Raw genomic sequence first — 21,232 nt, forward strand, 5'->3', positions numbered from 1 at the left:
ACCCACGTCCTCAAGGGAGGCAAAAAGAATGACGCACCAGGAACGGCCGGACAATATGCAGGAGCTCGTGACAGAAATCGCGCGCGCACTTGTGGATGAGCCCGCGGCCGTAATCGTTGAAGCAGTTGAGCGAGAAGAGAGCACGGTGTTAAGGCTGCGCGTCGCCCCCAGCGATGTCGGCAAGGTCATCGGCAAGCAGGGTCGAACTGCGCGCTCTATGAGAACCATTCTTGGCGCTGTCAGCATGAAGCACCATCACCGCTATACGCTGGACATCCTCGAAGAGCACAAGAACGAGGCCTCCAACGAGTAGCGCCGTGGCAATATCGGGATGGGCCCTGCTCGCCCATCTTGTGCGCCCACAAGGTCGGCACGGAGAAATCCTGGCCGATGTTTTGACGGATTTTCCGGAGCGCTTCTCCGACCGCAGGCGACTGTTCCTGCTTCCTCCCGGCGCTGAAGCCACTTCCACGGCTCAAACTCAGGCGCCCCCCCGCCAATTCGATTTAGAAGATTTCTGGCCGCACCAGGGCCGCATCGTGCTGAAATTCGCAGGTGTGGACTCGATCGATGACGCCGAAAAACTGCGCGGCTTCCATGTAGCCATCCCGAAAGAAGAGCGTGCCGAGCTCACCGACGGCTCGATCTACATCAGCGACCTGATCGACTGCGCCGTCATCGACCTTGCCTCCGAAGGCGCGCCGACCATCGGCACCGTGACCGATGTGGACCGCTTCACCTCGCTGCTGGTGCTGGAAGCGACAAAGGACTTCCAGAGCGGCAAAGACAAGGAACTGCTGATCCCCTTCGCTTCGGCCTATATCGAAAAGATCGACACGGAAGCCAAGCGGATCGAGATGCGCCTCCCGGCAGGGCTGCTCGAGATCAACGCGCCGCTGACAGCGGAAGAGCGCACGCTGCAACAGCAGGCCTCCGCGGAAGAAGGCGCGCCAGCGCCGGCTGCGCCGAAGAAATGGACGAAGCATCGGCCCTGGAAGAAAAAAGCTCCCGGCAAAGGCCAGCCGCCCTCAACCAAATAGCTACAGCACTGGGCCAGTAGACAGGCCACGGCTTCGCGGGCGAAGCTGATCTCAGTTCTCTTTCTCCATTCATTCAAAAATGCGTTTCGATATCATCACGATTTTTCCGGATTTTTTCACCGGCATCTTTGGCCATGGCGTCATGAAACGCGCCATGACGAACGGCCTCATCGAGGCACACACGCACGACCTGCGCAGCTTCACCCACGACCGGCATCGCACGGTGGACGACCGCCCGTTCGGTGGCGGCGAAGGCATGGTGCTCAAGCCGGAGCCGCTGATGGACGCGGTCGAATCGCTCGGCATCGCGCCCAAGCCGGAACGCGACCCGGCGCGTGAGTCGGTCGTCCTTCTTTCGGCGCAGGGTTCGCGGTTCACGCAGCCGGTGGCGCGGGAGCTCTCGCGACTGGAGCGCGTCGTCTTCCTCTGCGGACGTTACGAAGGCGTGGACGAACGCGTGAACGAGTTGGCCTGCGACCGCGAGCTCTCGATCGGCGATTACGTGCTTTCGGGCGGCGAGCTGGGCGCGGCGGTCATCATCGACGCAGTCATGCGGCTGATTCCCGGCGTGCTCGGCAACCAGGATTCCAGCGCCTACGAAAGCTTCGGCGACGGTGACGAGCACTTCCCTGCTCCTGGCGGAGGAAGCGGCGCGACGCCACGCGCCACACACGGCTCAGGCGGGCTGCTCGATTACCCGCACTACACACGTCCCCCGGAGTTTCGCGGGATGGCTGTGCCGGAAGTGCTGGCGGGCGGCGATCACGCGGCCATTCGCAAATGGCGGCGCGAGCGGGCACTCGAAAAGACCTTCCGCAACCGTCCGGACCTGCTCGAAAAAGCAGCGCTCTCCAAGCAGGACAAGGCGTTTCTCGACAAACTGAAGTAACAGGGCTCAGGCAGAAGCTTAAGAACGATTGTCATTCTGACCGCAGCGGAGGAACCTGCAGTTCCCTCGACCAGCGAGAATCCGGATGCGCCCGCGCTTTCGCTACATCCTATCCCCTGTTCCCTACCCTTCTTTATTCCGTCCGCAGCGCCTGCATCGGCTCGATGGACGACGCCCGCCTTGCCGGCAGCAATGCAGCGCCGAGGCCGATCACGACCATCGTGGCAGCGAGGCCCGCAAGCAGGAAGGCCTGGTGGCCGAAGTCGATCACGGTCACCGAAGCGATGAGCTGCTTTGTCGCATAGGCCAGAGCCAATCCTCCGCCGACGCCAGCCACCAGCAGAACGACGACGCGGCGCAGAATCATCTGGAGCACGCTGAGGCGGGTTGCGCCCAAAGCCATGCGCACACCGATGTCGCGCGTGCCCATCTCCACCTCGTGGCTGATCAGGCCATAGAGTCCAACCACGGCCAGCAGCAGTGCGAGCGCGGCGAAGATGCCGAAGAGCCAGGTTGCCATGCGCTCCATCACCAGCTGGTCCGCGATCACCTCATCCATGGTCTCCGGCGCGCGAACCGGCACGGTCGGGTCCAGGTCGTGAATGATGGCGCGGATGGCAGGAATCTGCGCCTTCGGATCGCCGGCAGTGCGGACGATGAGGTTGTCACTCATCAGCATGGAACCCATGTCTGCAGCCGACATCTCGGTGATGAGCCAGTCCATCTCCGCGAGCGGCGGCTCACCGAGCTTCTGGTGGACGTTCGAGACTTCGCCGACAATGGCCGTCTTTTTCGAGAGATCATCGTTGTCGTCGAGATGCTGCACCGCGGGATCGAGGGACGCGGGGATGTACTTCTTCACGAAGGCCTGATTCACGACGATTGTGCCGGCCTTGTTCTCCGAAATATCCAGCGAAGGCGACAGCTGGCGGCCGCGCATCAGCCGGATGCCCATGGCGTTAAAGTAGCCCGGCGTGACGAAGCGCATCTCCGCCAGATTGATCTGATCCGGCGGATAGGGCGGCTGACCGGTGATATGAATGTCCTGGTTGGAGCCGTATGCCTGCACAGGGATCAGGTTGATGAGGCCTGCGCCGCGCACACCGGGCAGATGCCCGACGCGCTCTTCGAGCGGCTGATAGAAATCTGTCCAGAGATTGCGCCCCTGATAACGCGCGGGCGATAGATTCACCTCAACCGCGAGCAGGTGATGGGAGTCGAAGCCCAGATCCTGATGGCTATCCGACTCAATCGAGCGCAGCAGGACGCCGGCAACGACCAGCAGTACCAGCGAAAGCGCCACCTGCGTGATGATGAATCCGGAGCGGACGCGATGATGGGCGCGCGTGGTGCCGGCATTCGCGCCAGACTTGAGCGCACGGTTGGGATCGGATCCCGAGAGGCGCAGCGCCGGGGCCAGCGATGCGGCGATGCTCGTCAGCAGCGAGAGCCCGACAGCGGCGGCAAGAACGGAGCCGTTCAACGAAGCATCCGCGCCGCGCTGCATGGCCTGGATGAGGAAGACTCGCATGGCTGCAAGCAGAGCTGCAGCCAGGCCGATGCCACCCGCCGCGCCGAAGAAGGCGAGCAGCAGGCTTTCGGTCAGAATCTGGCGGATGAGGCGCGTGCGACTCGCGCCAATGGCGGCGCGGAGAGCCATCTCGCGCTCACGCTTCACACCACGGGCGAGCAGCAGGCCGGCCACATTGAGGCAGCCGATCATGAGCACGGCCAGCACGGCAATGGCGAGCGTCCAGACGGACTTGCGCGCCTCTCCGTTGACACTGTCCCCGATCCCGATCAGCTTCATCCGGCGGCCACCGTCTGTATCCGGATAGGCCTTGCCGATGTTCGCCATTAACGCGTTCATCTCCGCCTGAGCCTGCTCGCGGGTCACACCGGGCTTGAGTCGCGCAACCGTCTGCAGGAAGTGCGAGCCGCGCCCCTGGTTCGCCCATACAGGCAGATGGATCGGCGTGTAGACGGCATTGCGCTCGCTCATCGGGTAGCGGAATCCGGCCGGCATGACGCCGATGCAGATGTAGGGCTTGCCATCGAGCTGCACCGTCTGTCCAACCACATCGGAGCGGCCGCCAAAGTTGGTCTGCCACACCTCGTAGCTGAGGACGACGACATCGTTCTTGCCGGGTTGGTCTTCGCCGGGCATATACGTGCGGCCAAGGATGGGCGCGACGCCGAAGACGGTGAAGAAGTCATCCGAGCCCTGCACCGCACCCAGGGACACCGGACCGGAGGGCGTCTGCAGGTTCACGCGGTTGTAGTTAAAGGAGGCCGAGAACGCTGCAAAGCTGTGATTCTGGGTACGGACATCCTTGAAGCTCAGCCACGAAAAGGGCTGCGTGTACCCCTGTTTGGAAATCGTCTGGGGCACCACGATCCGATCCGGCTGCGCATAGGGCAGCGGGCGGAGGATCACCGCGTCCACCACGCTGAAGATGGCCGTGGCCGCTCCGACACCGAGGGCAAGGGTGAGAACGGCGATCAGCGTGAAGCCCGGCTGCTTGCGGGCCTGGCGCAGGGCGTAGTGAATGTCCTGAAGTATGGTCGACATGGCTTGGTTTGAATATACGGAGCAATCGGAGGGCCAGAAAGGAAGAGCTGCAAAGGAGCGGATCATCCTGTAAAATCAGGGACGCGGGCTTATCCCGGCGAGCCGAAGCTGTCCGCTGTCCACGCTAGTTGTGCGGAAATGGACAGTGCGGAGACCCTCGACCGACCCGGACCCGTACGCTCCATGCCGAGAGGCAGCGGCGTATCCCGGCAAACTTCCACAGGATTGCCACAAAATGGGCGCGGATTCAGGTACACTGGAAATTCTGAATCAATCGCCAGGAAAGTACTATGTCTATTCATCCCGTCATGCAGCGGCTTGCTGAGAAACTCAATCGCACCGACCTGCCCGCGTTTGTTCCGGGCGATACGGTGCGGGTGCAGGTCAAGATCAAGGAAGGCGACAAAGAGCGTCTTCAGGCATTCGAAGGCATCGTTATTGCCAAGAAGAACGGCGCCCAGGGCAGCTTCACGGTTCGCAAGATGAGCTTCGGCCATGGCGTCGAGCGCATCTTCCCCTTCAACTCGAAGGTTGTGGACAAGGTTGAAAAGATCCGCTCGGCCAAGGTTCGCCGCGCCAAGCTCTTCTACCTCCGCGGACTGCGCGGCAAGGCCGCCCGTCTCAAGGAAGTCGAGCGCTCGTAGGCTCTGCTTTTTACGCATCTCCAAACGCCCCGGCTGCGGCTTCGCACCGGGGCGTTTGTGCGTCCGGGTGCGCCGCACGGCGTTAAACTTGCAAGAGATGCCCCGGAATTTCGAGCTCACATCCCAGCCTGCAAAAGCAGAACGCGAGGTCTCAGCCGCCACGCGCAAGCTGCGGATGCTGCGCACCCTGGTCTGCGGCAACAAGTATGAGAAGGCTGCCCGTGAACAGGGCGCGGTGCGCATTGCCGGGGTGGACGAGGTCGGGCGAGGATGCCTCTTCGGACCGGTCGTGGCCGCAGCGGTGATTTTGCCTCCCGAGACGAAGATCCGCGGGCTCCGGGATTCGAAGCAGCTCACGCAGGAAGACCGCGAGCGGCTGGCCGACATTGTCCGGCGCAAGGCGCTGGCTGTTTCGATCATCGAGATCGACTCTGAGACCATCGACCGGGTGAACATCTACCAGGCCACGAAGCTTGCCATGACACAGGCAGTGCTGGCGCTCTCACCCGAGCCGGATCATCTGTTGATCGACGCCATGCGGCTCGAGCTTGGCCCGGGACGCAACTGCACGCAAACCAGCATCATCTACGGTGATTCGCTGTCGATTTCGATCGCCGCCGCCTCGGTGGTGGCGAAGGTCTATCGCGACAAGCTGATGTGCGAACTGGACGCACAATATCCGGAGTACGGCCTCGCCGCGCACAAGGGATACAGCACGCCGGTGCATCTGGCTGCCCTCGAAAAACACGGACCAACGCCGCTGCACAGGCGAAGCTTCCGTCCGGTGGCCATGGCCTCGCTGCCCTGGGACAGCATTCATCACGGGACACAGTTGTCCCTGCTCGACGACGCAGAATTCGCCGAGCCAGTCGCAGAAACGGCCGAATCCGCCCTGATGGCCGAGGCCGCACTCGAAGATGCCGTGGTGGACGAGGCACTGGCCGGCGAACCGCTGGCAGAACTCCTGGAAGAAGCCCTGGCCGAGGAGTAATGCGTAAGGTGAAGCCTCTGCATCGGCTCCTGCATCTTGTTTTGAATACGGAGATGTTGTCGGCTCAAACTGGGCTAAAGTTGCATCATTCATCGTCGCTTCATTTCTTGACTTGAGGATTGTTGATTGTCTTATCGGCTGCTCTGCATCACCGCACACCCTGACGACGAAAGCGGCGCCTTTGGCGGCGCGTTGCTCACCGCGCACCGCGAGGGCGCGGAGACTCACATCATCTGCCTGACGGACGGGCAGGCGGCGCACTATCGCGGCAATGCAGCCGATGGCGCGGAGCTGGGACGGCTGCGGCGCGCCGAACTCGAAGCGGCCAGTGACATGCTGGGCGTGACCAGCCTCGAGATCCTGCACTATCCCGATGGCGAACTGCTGCGCGTGGATATGTACGAGCTGATCGGCGTGCTGGTGGAGCGGACTCGCAAGCTGAAGCCGCACGTGGTGCTGACCTTCGGCGGAGACGGCAACGTGAACCTGCATCGCGACCACACCGTGGTCTCCATGGCCACCACCGCCGCCTTCCACTGGGCGGCGCGGGCGCTCTATTTCCCCGAGCAGCAAGGGCGCGGGCTTACGCCATGGACAGCGCAGAAGCTTTACTACCTCAGCACGCCGTTCATCAGCGTGCGCGATTGCCCGGAGCTTGCATCGATGCCGACGGTTCCCTGGTCGCTGACGCTGGACCTCGGCGAGCTCAGCGAGCGGAAGACCGAGGCTTTTGCGCTGCACTCCACGCAGGCCGGCGTGCTCGAGCGGGTACGCGACTTCCTCGAGCCGCACAAGGCTACGGAACGGTACCTGCTGGTGGCCGCACGCGGAGGGATCGCAGCACACGAGGATACCGGCCTGTTTGCGGGCGTAATCGTCGACTAGAACCGAGAGCGCTATGAGCCTCTTCTGCAAATTCGTGGATTCCCCCGTGGGGCAGCTCAGACTTGTAGCCAGCGAGCAGGGGCTGGTCGCCGTCCTTTGGGAGAACGACGATCCTCTGCGCGTGCGCTTGAACCCCACTGCAGAGGATGCTGCGCACCCAGTCCTTCTCCGCGCGGAATCCGAACTCCGCGAGTACTTCGCGGGCGAGCGCGAGATCTTTACCATTCCGCTGGACCTGCGGGGAACCCACTTCCAGAAACAGGTATGGGGCGCGCTGCTCGCTATTCCTTTCGGGGAGACACGCACCTATGGTCAGCTCGCGCGGATGCTCGGCAATCCCAATGCCAGCCGCGCCGTAGGCCTTGCGAACCGCTGCAACCCGGTCTCGATCATCGTGCCGTGCCATCGCGTCATCGGCTCGTCCGGCAGCCTGACCGGATTTGCCGGAGGCCTCGACGCGAAGGCTCACCTGCTTGCCTTTGAGAGCCGCGGCAGAATCCCCGTATCAATGCAGCTGAAACTCGGGTGATCCAAGCAGCAGCGCTGCGATCGTATTGAGCGCCTGTGTCGCATCGGGCATTGCGGGCTGCGGCGCGGCTGCGGCGCCGGTCATCGCTGCTCCGGCCATTCCCGCGCCAGGCGCTGGCTCTTCAGCCTGAGGCGTGCTTAGCTCGCGCTGGATCACTGCTGTCGTCTTCCCGGAGACCTGCCCTGCGAGCAGCATCTGCTCCATCAGGGTAAGAGCCTCATCCTGACCGCTTACCTGTTGCCCTCCAGGCAAATCGCTTGCAGTGAGCGCGACCGTCTGGGCATGCGATGCAGGGGCGCGCAGCCCGTGTGCTGCCTGAGCCGGACGCGCGAGCAGGCCCTCGGCGAGCAGACGCGGCGCGTCGAAATGCAGGCCGCCGACCTTGCTCTGCGTGAATTGCAGCGCGAAGTTCAGGCGCGCAACCAGCGCGGCCGTGTTCATCCAATGATCGGCGGTGGTGTCATAACCGGTGGGAGGCTGATCCTGGTAGAGCGGCTCGCCCATCTGCGCGATGACCTGCGTAAGCGCGCCGAGGCTGCCGGGGTTCTCAGCCACATCCGTATCCGTGGCACGCAGCGCCGAGGCCACAAAGCCGAGTGGCGTCTTCACCAGGTTGTGCGTATAGCGGTGCGAGCGAAACTCTGGCGAACTCACCATCGCAAGCAGCACCTCGCGAATATCGCCGCCCGTAGCGAGCCAGGTCTTCGTCATGCGATCGACCAGCGCAGGCGGCGGATCGTCCGCGACGAAGCGCTGCGCAAGCTGGAAGCTGATATGGTGCGCCGTCTGCGGCTGCGCGGCAAGCCACGACAGCGCCTGCCGTCCTTCGTCATAACCGTTGCTGGTCTCATTCACCGTGTGCCCGAACCACTCCACCGAGCCCGGTTCATGTCGGCGCTCGTCAAAGAGAAATCCCCCGCCCTGCTGCGGCTGATCGATCGTCCATCCGGTGAGAATCTTCGCCAGATTCGTCACGTCGGCCTGCGTGTATCCGCCGTCGACGCCAACGGTATGCAGCTCCATCACCTCGCGCCCGTAATTCTCATTCAGGCCGCGCTCTGCGCCCTTCTTGTTCGTCTTCCCGCCTGCACGGGAATCCGGACCGACGCTTGACCAGTTGTCGAGGTAGTAGAGCATCGCCGGATGCTGCGCCGTGGCGAGCAGCAGATCGCTGAACTTGCCAAGCGCGTGCGCGCGGATGGCATCGCGCTCATAGGTGGGTGTGTACCACTGCGCCGCGTCCTTGCGAATGTCGACGTTGAAGTGGTTGTACCAGAAGTCGGTCATTACCTCGAGGAGCTGGCGCTGGCTTGCAACAGCGCGCAGCAGCTTGGCCTGCTGCAGCTCGCCGTCGATGACGTGCAGCGCATCGGGACCGCCGGCCAACACGGCGAACTGTTCCTTTTCCCGCGCATTGAAATCGCGAAGCAGCAGACCCTTCTGCGGATCGGGAACGAACTCAGCCAGCGTGCCGCGCTGCTCGACCGGCAACGCCAGAATCGCCTGCATGCGCTGCGGACGATTCACGGCGAGGATCTGGTCGGCAATCACCTGAGCCTGCCGCGTCGACTCCTGCCGCTGCTGCTTCTTCTGGTCGTCCGCGGGCTCCTGCGCCGTCCCGGCAGCGATGGCCGCCTGCTGCGCCTGCCGCTGCTGGTATTTCCAGATGAGCGTTTCATAGATCGGCTTCAGCACAGGATCAGTCGGCAGCGGACGCTTCCCTTCAGAGATTTGCCGGATGAAAAAGTTCGACGGAAAGCGCACAAGGAGATCGGACGGCTTCATGTAAAGCGAGGGAAAGCTGCCCATGGCGTGGTCGACGGCCGGGTCGGGGATCGCATCCGGTTGCAGCTGCTGGGCGAACCAGGCATCCGGCCCCATCTTCGCCACGGTATCGACTTCGCCCGGCTGCGGACCGAAGGTGAATCGAGCCACCATCTGCGCGGCGAGCTCGCGGTTATCGAGCGAAGCGGAGGGCGCTTCGGTAGCTGCGTGGCGCGCCGGGCCATGACGTGCGGGCGTATCGGCGGCATGGGCGAAAGCGGCAGCGAGAAGGCCGGTGCAGAAAACTCCGGCGCTCAGAAACGAGACAACGCCGCGGGGAGAGGGCATGGGTTCACCTCGACATCCAGTAGAACCCCGGGATGGAGGCGGAGGTTGCCGTATCGCTGGAATTTTGCGATATCAGACTGCGACAATGGCTCTCCTGTTCCCCATCCGGGCGCCGTCGCGTTACGGTAAAAGAGCGCGGAGAGTACCCTCGCAGCGGAAAATTCCAACCCATCACATCAGGATTTCATCCCTTTGCAGTAACGAACTGAGTGGAGACGTGGCATGACCGATTCAGCCCTTGCCGAAAAGCATCTTTCGGCCAAAGACAGAGACCGCCTGCGGCAGGCGGCCGAGATCCTGCTGCGCGCGCGGCGGGAGTGTGAGCCGGTTACGGCCCTCCCGGAAGAGCTAGCGCCCCGTGATCTGGACGAGGCCTATGCGTTGCAGGACATCCTGGCCGAAGCGCTGGGCCCGGTGGGTGGCTACAAGGTCGGCGCAGCCTCGCCGGATTCGACGCCTCTCTTCTCACCCATGCCCCTCTGGGGCGGCTACAGCCCGTCGGGCGCGCTCGTGGCGGACAGCTATCGCCGGGTCCGCGGCGTCGAGGGCGAGATCGCCTTCCTGCTCGGCAAGGATCTCCCTGCACGCGAAACGCCTTACACCCGTGAGGAGCTCATTGAGGCCATCGCCAGCGCGCATCCTGCGATCGAGCTGCTGGAGTCGGCCTTCGAAGATCCGGACAAGACACCACGCCTCATGACGATCGGCGATCTGCAATCGAACGGCGGCTTTCTCTACGGGCCCGCGCTCGAAGGCTGGCAGAATGTGGACTTCACAAAGGAATCGGTCAAGGTCGTGGTCGACGGCGCGGTGCGCTTTGAAGGCACGGCATCGAACACCGCAGGCACCGACCTGCTGCGGCTTGTGAGCTACCTCGCGAACGAAGGTAGCAAACGCACGGGCGGCCTGCTTAAAGGCCAGTGGATTACGACAGGAAGCTGGTCGGGCAAGGAGCTGGCGACCCAGGGCTCGCGCGTCGAGGTGAGCTTCTCCACCTTCGGCAGCGTGTTCATGAGCTTCTAGGCCGCGCACCTAGGAAAGAGAAAAGCCCGGGCCTCACGGCACCGGGCTTTTTCTTGGGCTTAGTTCAAGACGCTTTCGCGTTTCGGACCCCGCGCAGGTTTAGGCCTGAGTGGGCTGGTCGACGAAACGGGAGAGGCTCTTCTCGATCGTGTCCTTGGGGACATAACCAACAATCTGGTCGGCGACCTTGCCGCCCTTGAAGAGCAGCAGCGCGGGGATACCGCGAATGCCGTAGCGCATAGGCGTGGCGTTGTTGCGATCCACGTCCAGCTTGGCGACCTTTACCTGGCCTGCATACTGCGTGGCCAGCTCGTCGACGATCGGAGCCAGAGCCTTACAGGGACCGCACCAGGCCGCCCAGAAATCAACCAGAACCGGCTGCTCCGACTGCAGTACTTCCTGCTCGAAGTTCGCGTCTGTTACCTCAAGAATTCCTTGTCCCGCCATGCTCCTCCTTAGGGGGCCCGATTGGCCCTCGCGCCCGATGGACTGTTCCATCAGTTTACCGAATCAATAGATGCGGAAGCATGAGAAAAAGTCGCAGGACGCGCACTGCGCCGCAGGATGGGACATCCAAGCCCATGCAGGAAAAAGCCCGGAACGTCAGAGCGCCCGGGCTCCTTAACGGAAACCCGGGCGCTAGAGCAGCCCTCCCCCAGAACTGCCCACGTGCTGAAGGTAGAGCTTTTGTGCCTGACCAGCAAGCAATCTTAGGTAATTTTAAGGTAATGCTTTCTATAGGTTACGGGAGTGGGAGTTCCACACGAGATGCCTCGCCGGCGCCCGCTCCGAAACGGCAGCGCAGAATCTCGGCCAGGGCTTCCGGACCGACCTGGGCCTTTACCCGGCGCGTGATTTCCGCTTCGACGGCATCGAAGGCAGTTTCCGACTCAACCAGCACGAGAATGGCCGGGCCAGCGCCGCTGAGAGCCACGCCCAGAACGCCCGGAGTTCCAGCCAGAGGCTCGAGCGCAGGCAGCAACGGGCAGACCTCGGAACGGTAGGGCTGGTGAATGCGATCGCGCATGGCATCGGCAACCAGGTCGGCACGGCCGGCAGCGAAAGCCGCTGTCAGCAGTGACGTGCGCTGAAGGTTGAAGACCACATCGGCGCGTGTGTAGCGCTCCGGCAGCACGGCGCGTGAAGCGACGGTAGCAAGCGGAGCGGTCGGGATCACCACGAGCGCACGCCAGGCCTCCGGCAGATGGAAGGAGACGGTCTGGAGCCGCTCTCCATCCCATGAACCTGCGACAAAGCCGCCCAACCAGCAGGCAGCGGCGTTATCGGGATGGCCTTCGAGGCGGACGCCCTCTGCAAGGATGCGGTCGCTGTCCCATCCGAGTTCGCCGAAGTGCGCGGCGAGCGCGACGCCAGCAAGCCGGACCGCCGCGGACGATCCCATGCCCATGCCGAGAGGAATCTCGTTATGAACGCGGAGTGCGAGCGGCTGCACTGGCTTGCCATGCGCGGCGAGAGTCTTGCGATAGACATCGAGCAGCAGGTTGCGGCCGAGCGCTCCACAGATCTCGGGGTGGCGGCCGGTGGCCTCAATCGAAAACTCCGCAGCCGCCTCCGCGCGGACCGCAAGATTGCGGTCGAGCGCGACGGCCAGTGTATCGAAGCCGGGACCGAGGTTCGCAGAGGTTGCAGGCAGCTGGATGGAAAAGCTCACGGCTGTACTGCCTTCTCAAGAGCACGCAGGACCTGGTCCACATCGGCATCGAGCTCGACGGTGTTGCGGCGCGTGAACTCGATCTCCGGACGCAACGGCGCGATCTCTTCTTCCGTGAGCAGATCGCCGCGATGGTAGCGGATGGTGTAGTCGGAGTCCTTGAGGGTGTGGCCGGTGAGCAGCAGCACGACCGACTCGGACGGCTGCACGAGGCCCTTCGCCACAAGCTTCTTCAATCCGACGAGCGTAACAGCGGACGCAGGCTCGCAGCCGATGCCTTCGGCGCCGATCTCAGCCTTGGCCAGCGCGATCTCGGCTTCCGAAGCCTGCTCGACGTAGCCGCCGGTGGCTTCGATCACCTTGATGCACTTGCGCCACGAGGCAGGATTGCCGATGCGGATGGCCGTCGCGCGGGTGTCGGCTTCGACCGGGATCAGCTCCGTGCCGCCGTTCGCCTGCATGGTGCGGACGAGCGGATTCGCGCCTTCGGCCTGGATCACGGAGATGCGCGGCACGCGGTCGGTGAGGCCGAGCTGCTTCATCTCGAGAAACGCCTTGCCCAGCGCCGAGCTGTTGGCGAGGTTGCCGCCGGGCACGATGAGGTGATCGGGCACCTGCCAGTCGAGCGATTCCGCGATCTCGAAGGCCGGCGTCTTCTGACCTTCAATGCGATAGGGATTGACCGAATTCAGCAGATAGACCGGTGCGCGGCGAACGACTTCGGCAAGCACGCGGACGCAGCCGTCGAAATCAGTGTGCAGCTGGCAGGTAAGCGCACCGTAGTCGAGCGCCTGCGAAAGCTTGCCCCATGCGATCTTGCCCTCGGGAATAAGCACCAGGCTGCGCATGCCTGCGCGCGCAGCGTAAGCAGCCATCGCAGCGGAGGTGTTGCCGGTGGAAGCGCAGGCGACCCAGTTGAAGCCAAGCTCATGCGCCACCGAGAGTGCCGTGGTCATGCCGGCATCCTTGAACGAACCAGTCGGGTTCATGCCCTGATGCTTGGCATAGACACGCGTGAGACCCAGCGAGCGGGCAGCACGAGGCAGCTCATACAGCGGCGTGTTTCCTTCGCGCAGCGTGACGATATTGGCCTCGTCGCGAAGAATGGGAAGAAGGTCACGGAATCGCCAGACACCGCTCTGATCCTTGTGCTCGGGCGAAGTGCGACGTTCTTTCCAGAGCCAGCGCAGAGCGCTGGGGTTGGGCAGGTTCCGCTTCTGGGCAGCGGAGTCGGCAGCAGAGTTTGCCGACCAGGCCGGATACTCCACTTCGTAAAGATGGCTGCACTCAGGGCAGCGGAAATCTTCCTTCAGGGCTTCCTGTGCGACGACACGGCCGCAGCCGGTGCAGCGCAACTGATGTTCGACTTGCATCATGGCGGTGCTCTTAGGGTAACAGCGCCATACAGGATGCGACTAAACGGAAGGCCCCAGCCACACTGGCTCCGGCTCAAGATGAATCGCGAATTTCGCCTCGACCTCGGTGATGATCGCATCGCGCAGAGCAAGCACATCCGATGCGGTAGCGTTACCAAGGTTAATGAGCGCGAGCGTGTGGCGGCTGGAAATTCCTGCACGTCCCAGCTTGTAACTTTTTTTAAATCCAGCCTGATCCAGCAGCCACGCAGCCGGAAGCTTCACCTGTTCATCGGACGCGGGATAGCTGGGGATCGCGCTTCCATGCGCTGCGACAAGGCGCGCATAGTGCTCCGCGGAGATGATCGGATTCTTGAAAAAGCTGCCGGCGCTGCGGCAATCCGCATCGCCATCGACGAGCAGCATGCCCTTCTCGCGGCGGATGGCGCGAACGCCGGCCGCAACCTCCGCAAGCGATGGATGCGGCGGGTTCGCGAAATACTTTTTCAGATCCGCATATTCGAGCCGCGGCTGGCCTTGATGCGTGAGGCGATAAGCCACACGAGTGACGAGATAGCGGCCGCGCGCAGTCGAATTGAAAAGGCTGCGGCGATAGGCGAAGGCACAGTCCGCAGCTTCAAACTCGACGAAGCCAAGGCTCTCGAGATCGAGCGCACGCACGCGGACGATGGTCTCCGCAACCTCCTGCCCGTAGGCCCCGACATTCTGCACCGGCGTGCCACCGACCGTACCGGGAATCCCCGCGAGACATTCGATGCCCGCATAACCAAGCTCAACGGCATGCGTGACAAAGGCATCCCAATTCTCGCCCGCAGCGACACGGAAGAGATCCCCATCCTGCTCGATCCCTTTACTTGCGATGTGAAGCACCAGGCCGGGAAAGCCATCATCAGAAACAAGCAGATTGCTGCCGCCGCCGAGGATGAAGAGCGGCAGGCCGCGCTCACGCGCGAAGACGACAGCCTCGAGGGCTTCGTCTTCGCTGGAGGCTTCGGCAAACCACCGCGCCGGACCTCCGATGCCGAAGGTCGTGTAAGGCGCGAGCGGTACATGTTCAAGGAACTTCATGATCAGGCGGTGACGATTTCCGAGAAGTCGGCGATCGAGGAGAACGAGCCCTGAATCTCGCCGAGCAATGCGAGACGATTGCCGCGCACCGCTTCGTCGTCGACCATCACCATCACCTTATCGAAGAAGAGATCGACATCCGGCCGCAGTGTGGCGATGCGCTCGAGCGCTTCGCGATACTGCCGTGCCTCACTGAATGCGCGCACGTGCGGATCGACCTCTGTGATGCGTGCGTGAAGACCACGCTCGGATTCATCGGCGAAGAGCGCAGCGGCCAGCGTGGATGCGCCGATCTTCTTCTCTTCTGCCTGGCGCAGGATGTTCTTGATGCGCTTGAACGCAGCGGAGATGGCGATGAAGTCGGCCGAACCGCGCACGGCAGTAAGCGCTTCGGCGCGGGCGATGGCATCGGCAACGTCCTCGTACCCGGCAGCGAGCACTGCGTTCACCACGTCATAGGCAAAGCCCTTCACCTCGCGCAGGTAGAACTCCACGCGTTCGCGGAAGAAGGCCGTCAGCTTCGCCGCGGACTTCTCTTCTGCGCCTTCCAGCAGGTCGCTCAGCTTCAGCGGAAGACCGCTCTCCGCGAGGATCTTCACGATACCGTTGGCGGCGCGCCGCAGGCCGAAAGGATCTTTCGATCCCGAGGGTTCGAGGCCGATGCCGAACATCGCCTGGATGGTCTGGAAGCGGTCGGCGAGGCCGAGGAGCTGGCCCTCAGAGGTCGGCGCGATCGGGTCATCGATGCCGGCCGGCGAGTACTGCCAGTAGATCGCCTGCGCCACGGACTCGCCGAGTCGCTGCGCGCGAGCGTAGAGTCCGCCGACGATACCCTGCAGCTCGGTGAATTCCTTCACAAGTTCAGCAGTAAGATCGGTCTTGGCCAACTGCGTGGCGGTGAAGAGCGAGACCGTATCGACGGCGGCTCCGCGCGACTGCGCAATGCGGGCGATGCGCTCGGCGACGGCGATATTCGCCTCGGTCTTGGCATAGTAGCTGCCGAGATCCTTCTGGAAGGTCACAGACTTCAGCTTCTCGAGACGCGCAGCCAACGGCGTCTTCTGATCCACATCCCAAAAGAAGCGGGCATCGTTGAAGCGGGCCCGCAGCACACGCTCGTTGCCGTGGCGAATGATCTCGTCGCCATGCTCCTCGGGCTGCGTGTTCAGCACCGCGAGGAAGTAAGGCGCGAGCTTGCCTGCCGCGTCTTCGATCGCGAAATACTTCTGGTGATCGCGCATCACGGTGACCAGCACTTCTTCGGGCAGTGTGAGGAAAGTCGGATCGAATCCACCCAGCAGGACTGTCGGCCACTCGGTGAGATGTGTCACGGTGTCGACTAGCGGCTCATCCTCGCGCCACTTCGCGCCGGGAATGAGGCGCGTGGCTGCATCGAGCGCCTTGCGGATGCGATGACGGCGCAGCTCGACGTCAGCAGTGACATGCGCGGCCTCAAGCTGGCCGAGATAATCGCCCGCGTGCTCGAAGGTGATCGAGCCCTCGTGCAGAATGCGATGACCGCGGCTGATATTCGCCGCGCGCACGCCTGCGAATTCGACCGGCACAATCTGGTGACCGAGCATGGCCACGAGCCACTTGAGCGGGCGCACAAAACGCTCCGGCTTGCCCGCGCGCCAATACATATTCTTCGGCCAGTAGATCGATGCGATCTCCTTCGGCAGCTGCTCGGCGAGGATCTCGCTGGCGGTGCGGCCCTTGCGCTCGACTGTCGCGGAAACGTACTCACCCTTGGGCGTAGTAGTCTTCACCAGCGCGGAGAGCTCGACGCCGGCCTTCTTCGCGAAGGCCTGTGCGGCAGGCGTGGGCTGGCCATCCTTGAAGGCGACGGCCCAGGACGGCCCGGTGAGCTGCTCCTCGGTATCGGCCTGCGACTCGTGCACGTGCTTCACCAGCACGGCGAGGCGGCGGGGCGTGGAATAGCTGTGCAGCTCGAGCGCCTCCGAAGCGTCGATGAGGCGTTCGCGGGTGAGCAGGTCTTCAACGCGGCGGGCAAGCTCGGCCTGCGCGGGCGCGATCATGCGCGCCGGGATTTCTTCGAGTCCGATTTCAAGCAGAAAGGCTGACATTGTTTTTAGCTTCTAGCTACTAGCTTCTAGCTACTAGCTGGTCTGTTACATCTGTGGAATGGCTTGCCCTGCACACAAACAGTTGCAGTTGCCACGTCTTTAGCTAAAAGCTAGTAGCTAGGAGCTAGAAGCTAACTGCTGCCCCGCGTATGCCTTGGCCACGCCGACAGCGAGCGTGCGGATGCGGGCGATCACGCCGACGCGCTCCGTCACCGAGATCGCGCCGCGAGCGTCGAGCAGGTTGAACAGGTGCGAGCACTTGAGGCAGAGATCGTAAGCGCCCAGCACCGGGAAGCGGCGCTGTTGCACGCGCACGTCTTCATCAGCCACAGGCTCGCCATCGTGAATGAGCTTGTCGTGGATCTTCTCGTGGCGCTCGCCCTGCTTCGCGGCCTTCGGGCCGAAACTGTCGTTATAGCTGGAGATCAGCGCCTGGCACTCGGCCTCGTAAAGCCGCAGGTGCTCCCAGAGCTTGTCGACTTCGGCAGCTTCGAAGTTGTAGACCGAAAGCTGCAGCTCTTCTTCGAAACGCACTTCGCCGTACGTGATCTCGCGGCCGGTGCGCGGATCGCGCGCCCACACGATGTCATAGATGGAATCGACATCCTGCAGAAAAGCAGCGAGGCGCTCGAGACCATAGGTGATCTCGCCCGAGATCGGGTCGAGATCGATACCGCCGCACTGCTGGAAGTAGGTGAACTGCGTGACTTCGAGACCGTCGAGCATCACCTGCCAGCCGATGCCCCATGCACCGAGCGTGGGCGACTCCCAGTTGTCTTCCTCGAACTTGATGTCGTGCACGGAGAGGTCGATGCCGACCGCCTCGAGCGAAGCAAGGTAGAGCTCCTGGATGTCCTCCGGCGGCGGCTTCAGGATCACCTGCAGCTGGGTATGCTTGTAGAGACGGTTCGGATTCTCGCCATAACGGCCATCAGCGGGGCGGCGCGAAGGCTGCGCATAGGCGATGTTGATCGGCTTCGGCCCGAGCACGCGCAGGAAGGTATCGGGCGACATGGTGCCGGCGCCGACCTCAGTGTCATAGGGCTGCTGGAGAACGCAGCCGCGCTCGGCCCAGAAGGTCTGGAGGCGGAAAAGCAGCTCCTGAAAGGTGAGCGGCCTGGCTTTGGTGTGCACGGTGGAGGATGTGATGGTCGAAGGCACGATGCGTTCCGTCTCTCTGTTTCCGACTGGTTCCGTCAGGGAATTGCGACGCCCGGCGCGGTTTCGATGCGCAGGGATAAGGTCTTTCGAGATTTTATCGTGATCCGTGCATTCAAATGACCAGGATGCCGACCTGCACGGGTAAATCAACGCCCTGCTCTTCCGACAGAGGCGACAGCCCACCGGGTGCCCCAGATCTCGCATTTGAGATCTGGGAAGAGAGAACCGCAGGTTCCTCCACTGCGCGAGACGAAAGAACCGTCTCGCTTCGGTCGGAATGACAGATTCGTCAACTTCGACGAAGACAACGGCGGGAGATTGCCTCAGTGAAGATATCGGCTCAGGCGCTGAGCTTGGTGAGCGCGGCAGCCGCGCGGAGGCGGCGTTCCAGGTGCCGCTCGAGCGATTGCAGGGCGAAGCGGCGCAGGTCGGCCGCGTAGGTGGGCTGCCATGGAGCATCCGCGAGCGAGCCGATCGGGGTATGGAAGATGCGGCCGGCCAGCTCAAGCGAGGCTGCGGACAGCGCCCGGCTCGAGAGTTGGCGGTGGTCCACGCAGAGCAGGCCGTCGGCGTGCGGCTGATACCAGGCGGGCTGGCCGGCAAGCGACCGTCCGCAGACGATGCAGCGCGAGAGCTCCGGCATCCACCCCATCAGGCGCAGCATCCAGAGGGCGAAATATGTCACCGGCAGCCAGATGTGGCCGTCGCGGGTGTGCTCGAGGACGGCGAGCGCGAGACGGAAGACCGCATCCTGCGGATCGCGCTCGGGGAGGGTCTCTTCCAACACCTCCGCATAGAAAGCCAGCGCCGCCGCGCGCGGGTAATCGATGGGCGCGGAGAGCGGCGAGGCGAGGATTTCACAGGAATCGAGCCGGACCAGCTCCTGGCGGGGCTTTTCGGCGTAGGCGGCGAGGACGTGGGTCATCGGCTCGAGCGCGCCCCCGAAGCGTTTGCGGCTCTTGGCCCCGGACTTGGCGATACCCTTCAGGCGGCCCTGGTCCCGCGTCAGCAGCGAGACGATCAGATCGGCCTCCTGGACCGGCCAGGTACGGAGAATGAGGGCTTCGGTCATGTAGCTTCTCGCTGCTAGCTCCTAGCTTCTAGCTTATTTGCTCTCGTGCCGGGCCTTTTCGCTTCATTCCAGACGCGAAAACAACTTCTCGGAAAAAGGCACGCCCCCCATTCCAGCAAAACCTAGCTAAAAGCTAGAAGCTAGCAGCTAAAAGCCGCCCTCCCATAAACACCTTTCATAGGCCGAATCACTTTCTTTAATATGACGATATCTTTACGAACAGGCCCTTTAGTCTGTAATACGAGAAGCCACGTCCACAATTTTGCGCCGGTTCCGCGGACCTTTGCCGCGCGAACGGCCGGATTGCGGGCTGCAATGCCTGATAAACACCTGAAGGAGAAGCATGTCCACCGAACTTCGTAATTTCCTCGAGCTGTCGTATGAAGAACTGGAAGAGTTGAACCTGTCCGCCAAGGAACAGCGCCGCAAGCGCGTCGCGGCTGACGTCATCCAGGAAGAGCGGTTGAAGTACCTGACCGACCAGAAGGGCATCAAGGCGGTCACCGTCCTCTTCAGCGACCTCGAAGGCCGGCTGCACACGCTGGACTACGACAAGAAGTTCCTGGTGAAGAGCTTCGACAACCTCACCTTCGACGGCTCGTCGATCCGCGGCTTTACCGCGCAGCGCGAGAGCGATCTGCGCCTCGGCATCGACTGGAGCTCGTTCTACTTTGCCCCGGCCGACATCTTCGGCTCCGGCAAGGCTCTAGTCTTTGGCGAAGTCATCGACAAGAACGGTGCCTCCTACTCCGGCGACCTGCGCGGCGTGCTGAAGAACTTCGCCAACCAGCTCTACACCGAGCAGGGCTACGTGCTGAACGCGGCCAACGAGATCGAGGGCTTCCTCTTCGCCGGCACCGACGCCGAGAAGAAGTTCCACGAGACCGGCAAGTTCGATTACGTGAACACGGGCGGCTACTACCACTCGCTCCCCGGCGACCCGCTGCGCAGCTTCATCGACACCACTGCGGAAGTGCAGCGCGCACTCGGCTTCGAGAACGAGAAGGACCACCCGGAAGTCGCTCCTTCACAGTTCGAGATCAACTACAGCTACGGCGATGTGCTGACCGCCGCCGACCAGATCCAGCTCTACAAGCTGATCTGTCGCCAGGTAGCCACCAAGATGGGCATGACCGCCTCCTTCCTGCCCAAGCCGGTTGTCGGCGTCAACGGCAGCGGCATGCACACCAACCTCTCGATCAGCAAGAACGGCAAGAACCTGTTCTGGGATCCGAAGGGCGAAGAGAAGCTCTCCAGCCTCGGCTGGAAGTTCGTCGACCGCATCCTCTCGCATGGTAATGACATCTGCCTGCTGCTGAACCCGAGCGTGAACTCCTATCGCCGCCTCGATCCCCACTTCGAAGCCCCGAACCAGATCAAGGCTTCGGCCGTCGATCGTGGCTCGATGGTCCGCATTCCGATCGGCAACGAGAAGTCGTCGCGCGTCGAAGTGCGCTCGGTGGCTCCGGACGCGAACCCCTACCTGGTCCTGTACTCGATCTTCAAGAGCGGCCTGCACGGCGAGCTCGCCAAGATCAAGAACATCCGCCAGGCGGAGCGCTACCTGCCCGACAACATCTATACCGCGCTCGAGAACTTCCGCGGCGCCAGCTGGACCTCGACCCTGCTGGGCGAGGACGTAAAGGCCCGCTACGCCGACCTGAAGCAGGCATCGGCCGACCGCTGCCCCCGCCTCCTCGGGACCTACGTCAAGCCCTCGGAAGTCCAGTTCCACCACGAGGTCTACAACCAGTTCCTCTGGAACCAGTTCTAGGACTGCGCGTCCGGCGACACGCGCCTTCGGCGCCTTCCTCGCTGGTGCAAGCAGTACTGGCGCTCCCGCTGGTCGCGTCCTCAGAACTCGGCTGGTGATGAACCAAACAGAAACGCCCCGGACAACCGGGGCGTTTCTGCGTTCCGACTCATCGGTGGCCCATTCAAGCCTGTTGTTGGCTTGAGTGGGGCTGCACGAATCCCGGGTGCCCCACGCCTCGATTTTGAGACGTGGGAGAGCACGAGCCTCAACTCGTGCTGTCGACCTTGCGCTGAAAAGATTCCCCTCCTCGACCGGAGAGAGACAACCTTACCGTCTCGCGGAGTGAAGAGAGCTG

General features: G+C 62.8%; 18 protein-coding genes. 9 read left to right on the forward strand and 9 right to left on the reverse strand.

The window, feature by feature from the left end; genetic code table 11:
* Window positions 1–28: 28 nt before the first annotated feature.
* The 3 genes from QM649_RS11560 to trmD all read left to right on the forward strand — a co-directional run bounded on the left by QM649_RS11560 (window position 29) and on the right by trmD (window position 1,929).
* Complete coding sequence (locus QM649_RS11560) at window positions 29–313, forward strand: KH domain-containing protein (RefSeq protein WP_415199196.1); 285 nt, start codon at window positions 29–31, stop codon at window positions 311–313.
* 4 nt (window positions 314–317) lie between these two features.
* Window positions 318–1,040, forward strand: a complete 723-nt coding sequence (rimM, locus tag QM649_RS11565; RefSeq protein WP_415199197.1) for a ribosome maturation factor RimM — start codon at window positions 318–320, stop codon at window positions 1,038–1,040.
* 79 nt (window positions 1,041–1,119) lie between these two features.
* Window positions 1,120–1,929 (forward strand): tRNA (guanosine(37)-N1)-methyltransferase TrmD, encoded by an 810-nt coding sequence (trmD, locus tag QM649_RS11570; RefSeq protein WP_415199198.1) that lies wholly within the window; start codon window positions 1,120–1,122, stop codon window positions 1,927–1,929.
* Between the two features lie 133 nt (window positions 1,930–2,062).
* Here the strand turns inward: trmD and QM649_RS11575 are convergent, their stop codons facing one another.
* Window positions 2,063–4,501, reverse strand: coding sequence for an ABC transporter permease (locus tag QM649_RS11575; protein ID WP_415199199.1), 2,439 nt, complete (start codon window positions 4,499–4,501; stop codon window positions 2,063–2,065).
* A 290-nt stretch (window positions 4,502–4,791) separates the two neighbouring features.
* Between QM649_RS11575 and rplS the strand changes: the two genes are divergently transcribed.
* The 4 genes from rplS (at window position 4,792) to QM649_RS11595 (ending at window position 7,550) form a co-directional block, all read left to right on the forward strand.
* Window positions 4,792–5,145, forward strand: coding sequence for a 50S ribosomal protein L19 (gene rplS, locus QM649_RS11580; protein ID WP_415199200.1), 354 nt, complete (start codon window positions 4,792–4,794; stop codon window positions 5,143–5,145).
* A gap of 97 nt (window positions 5,146–5,242) precedes the next feature.
* Window positions 5,243–6,136, forward strand: coding sequence for a ribonuclease HII (locus tag QM649_RS11585; protein ID WP_415199201.1), 894 nt, complete (start codon window positions 5,243–5,245; stop codon window positions 6,134–6,136).
* A gap of 126 nt (window positions 6,137–6,262) precedes the next feature.
* Entirely contained in the window at window positions 6,263–7,021 is a 759-nt protein-coding gene (locus tag QM649_RS11590; RefSeq protein ID WP_415199202.1) for a PIG-L deacetylase family protein, read from the forward strand.
* A gap of 13 nt (window positions 7,022–7,034) precedes the next feature.
* Complete coding sequence (locus QM649_RS11595; RefSeq protein WP_415199203.1) at window positions 7,035–7,550, forward strand: methylated-DNA--[protein]-cysteine S-methyltransferase; 516 nt, start codon at window positions 7,035–7,037, stop codon at window positions 7,548–7,550.
* Here QM649_RS11595 and QM649_RS11600 read toward each other — a convergent pair.
* On the reverse strand, window positions 7,527–9,662 hold the full coding sequence (locus QM649_RS11600; protein WP_415199204.1) for a DUF1800 domain-containing protein: 2,136 nt from the start codon (window positions 9,660–9,662) through the stop codon (window positions 7,527–7,529). The two genes, QM649_RS11595 and QM649_RS11600, sit on opposite strands and share 24 nt — an antisense overlap.
* A 222-nt stretch (window positions 9,663–9,884) precedes the next feature.
* Here QM649_RS11600 and QM649_RS11605 point away from each other — a divergent pair, with 222 nt between their 5' ends.
* Window positions 9,885–10,685, forward strand: coding sequence for a 2-keto-4-pentenoate hydratase (locus tag QM649_RS11605; RefSeq protein WP_415199205.1), 801 nt, complete (start codon window positions 9,885–9,887; stop codon window positions 10,683–10,685).
* Between the two features lie 99 nt (window positions 10,686–10,784).
* Here the strand turns inward: QM649_RS11605 and trxA are convergent, their stop codons facing one another.
* From trxA to recO, 7 genes are all read right to left on the reverse strand, one after another.
* Window positions 10,785–11,132: a thioredoxin gene (trxA, locus tag QM649_RS11610; protein ID WP_415199206.1), complete on the reverse strand. Its 348-nt coding sequence runs from the start codon at window positions 11,130–11,132 to the stop codon at window positions 10,785–10,787.
* A gap of 295 nt (window positions 11,133–11,427) precedes the next feature.
* On the reverse strand, window positions 11,428–12,357 hold the full coding sequence (thrB, locus tag QM649_RS11615) for a homoserine kinase (protein ID WP_415199207.1): 930 nt from the start codon (window positions 12,355–12,357) through the stop codon (window positions 11,428–11,430).
* Window positions 12,354–13,733: a threonine synthase gene (gene thrC / locus QM649_RS11620; protein WP_415199208.1), complete on the reverse strand. Its 1,380-nt coding sequence runs from the start codon at window positions 13,731–13,733 to the stop codon at window positions 12,354–12,356. The genes thrB and thrC overlap by 4 nt, the downstream gene beginning before the upstream one ends.
* A gap of 39 nt (window positions 13,734–13,772) precedes the next feature.
* Window positions 13,773–14,801, reverse strand: a complete 1,029-nt coding sequence (locus tag QM649_RS11625) for a UDP-N-acetylmuramate dehydrogenase (RefSeq protein WP_415199209.1) — start codon at window positions 14,799–14,801, stop codon at window positions 13,773–13,775.
* Between the two features lie 2 nt (window positions 14,802–14,803).
* On the reverse strand, window positions 14,804–16,888 hold the full coding sequence (gene glyS, locus QM649_RS11630; RefSeq protein WP_415199210.1) for a glycine--tRNA ligase subunit beta: 2,085 nt from the start codon (window positions 16,886–16,888) through the stop codon (window positions 14,804–14,806).
* A gap of 117 nt (window positions 16,889–17,005) precedes the next feature.
* The gene (locus tag QM649_RS11635) at window positions 17,006–18,049 is read right to left on the reverse strand and encodes a glycine--tRNA ligase subunit alpha (RefSeq protein WP_415199211.1); all 1,044 of its coding nucleotides are present in this window, start codon (window positions 18,047–18,049) and stop codon (window positions 17,006–17,008) included.
* A gap of 340 nt (window positions 18,050–18,389) precedes the next feature.
* On the reverse strand, window positions 18,390–19,121 hold the full coding sequence (gene recO / locus QM649_RS11640) for a DNA repair protein RecO (RefSeq protein ID WP_415199212.1): 732 nt from the start codon (window positions 19,119–19,121) through the stop codon (window positions 18,390–18,392).
* Window positions 19,122–19,464: 343 nt separating this feature from the next.
* Between recO and QM649_RS11645 the strand changes: the two genes are divergently transcribed.
* Window positions 19,465–20,895, forward strand: a complete 1,431-nt coding sequence (locus tag QM649_RS11645) for a glutamine synthetase family protein (protein ID WP_415199213.1) — start codon at window positions 19,465–19,467, stop codon at window positions 20,893–20,895.
* Window positions 20,896–21,232: the final 337 nt, after the last annotated feature.

The organism is Silvibacterium sp., assembly GCF_047605705.1.
Classification (GTDB): Bacteria; Acidobacteriota; Terriglobia; order Terriglobales; family Acidobacteriaceae; genus Silvibacterium.

Bases quoted from the DNA above. Each gene is read 5' to 3' on its own strand.
- QM649_RS11575 (WP_415199199.1), bottom strand. From the start codon at position 4,501: ATGTCGACCATACTTCAGGACATTCACTACGCCCTGCGCCAGGCCCGC.
- trxA (WP_415199206.1), bottom strand. From the start codon at position 11,132: ATGGCGGGACAAGGAATTCTTGAGGTAACAGACGCGAACTTCGAGCAG.
- QM649_RS11605 (WP_415199205.1), top strand. From the start codon at position 9,885: ATGACCGATTCAGCCCTTGCCGAAAAGCATCTTTCGGCCAAAGACAGA.
- trmD (WP_415199198.1), top strand. From the start codon at position 1,120: ATGCGTTTCGATATCATCACGATTTTTCCGGATTTTTTCACCGGCATC.
- glyS (WP_415199210.1), bottom strand. From the start codon at position 16,888: ATGTCAGCCTTTCTGCTTGAAATCGGACTCGAAGAAATCCCGGCGCGC.
- QM649_RS11600 (WP_415199204.1), bottom strand. From the start codon at position 9,662: ATGCCCTCTCCCCGCGGCGTTGTCTCGTTTCTGAGCGCCGGAGTTTTC.
- rplS (WP_415199200.1), top strand. From the start codon at position 4,792: ATGTCTATTCATCCCGTCATGCAGCGGCTTGCTGAGAAACTCAATCGC.
- QM649_RS11585 (WP_415199201.1), top strand. From the start codon at position 5,243: ATGCCCCGGAATTTCGAGCTCACATCCCAGCCTGCAAAAGCAGAACGC.
- QM649_RS11645 (WP_415199213.1), top strand. From the start codon at position 19,465: ATGTCCACCGAACTTCGTAATTTCCTCGAGCTGTCGTATGAAGAACTG.
- thrC (WP_415199208.1), bottom strand. From the start codon at position 13,733: ATGATGCAAGTCGAACATCAGTTGCGCTGCACCGGCTGCGGCCGTGTC.
- QM649_RS11560 (WP_415199196.1), top strand. From the start codon at position 29: ATGACGCACCAGGAACGGCCGGACAATATGCAGGAGCTCGTGACAGAA.
- QM649_RS11625 (WP_415199209.1), bottom strand. From the start codon at position 14,801: ATGAAGTTCCTTGAACATGTACCGCTCGCGCCTTACACGACCTTCGGC.
- QM649_RS11595 (WP_415199203.1), top strand. From the start codon at position 7,035: ATGAGCCTCTTCTGCAAATTCGTGGATTCCCCCGTGGGGCAGCTCAGA.
- recO (WP_415199212.1), bottom strand. From the start codon at position 19,121: ATGACCGAAGCCCTCATTCTCCGTACCTGGCCGGTCCAGGAGGCCGAT.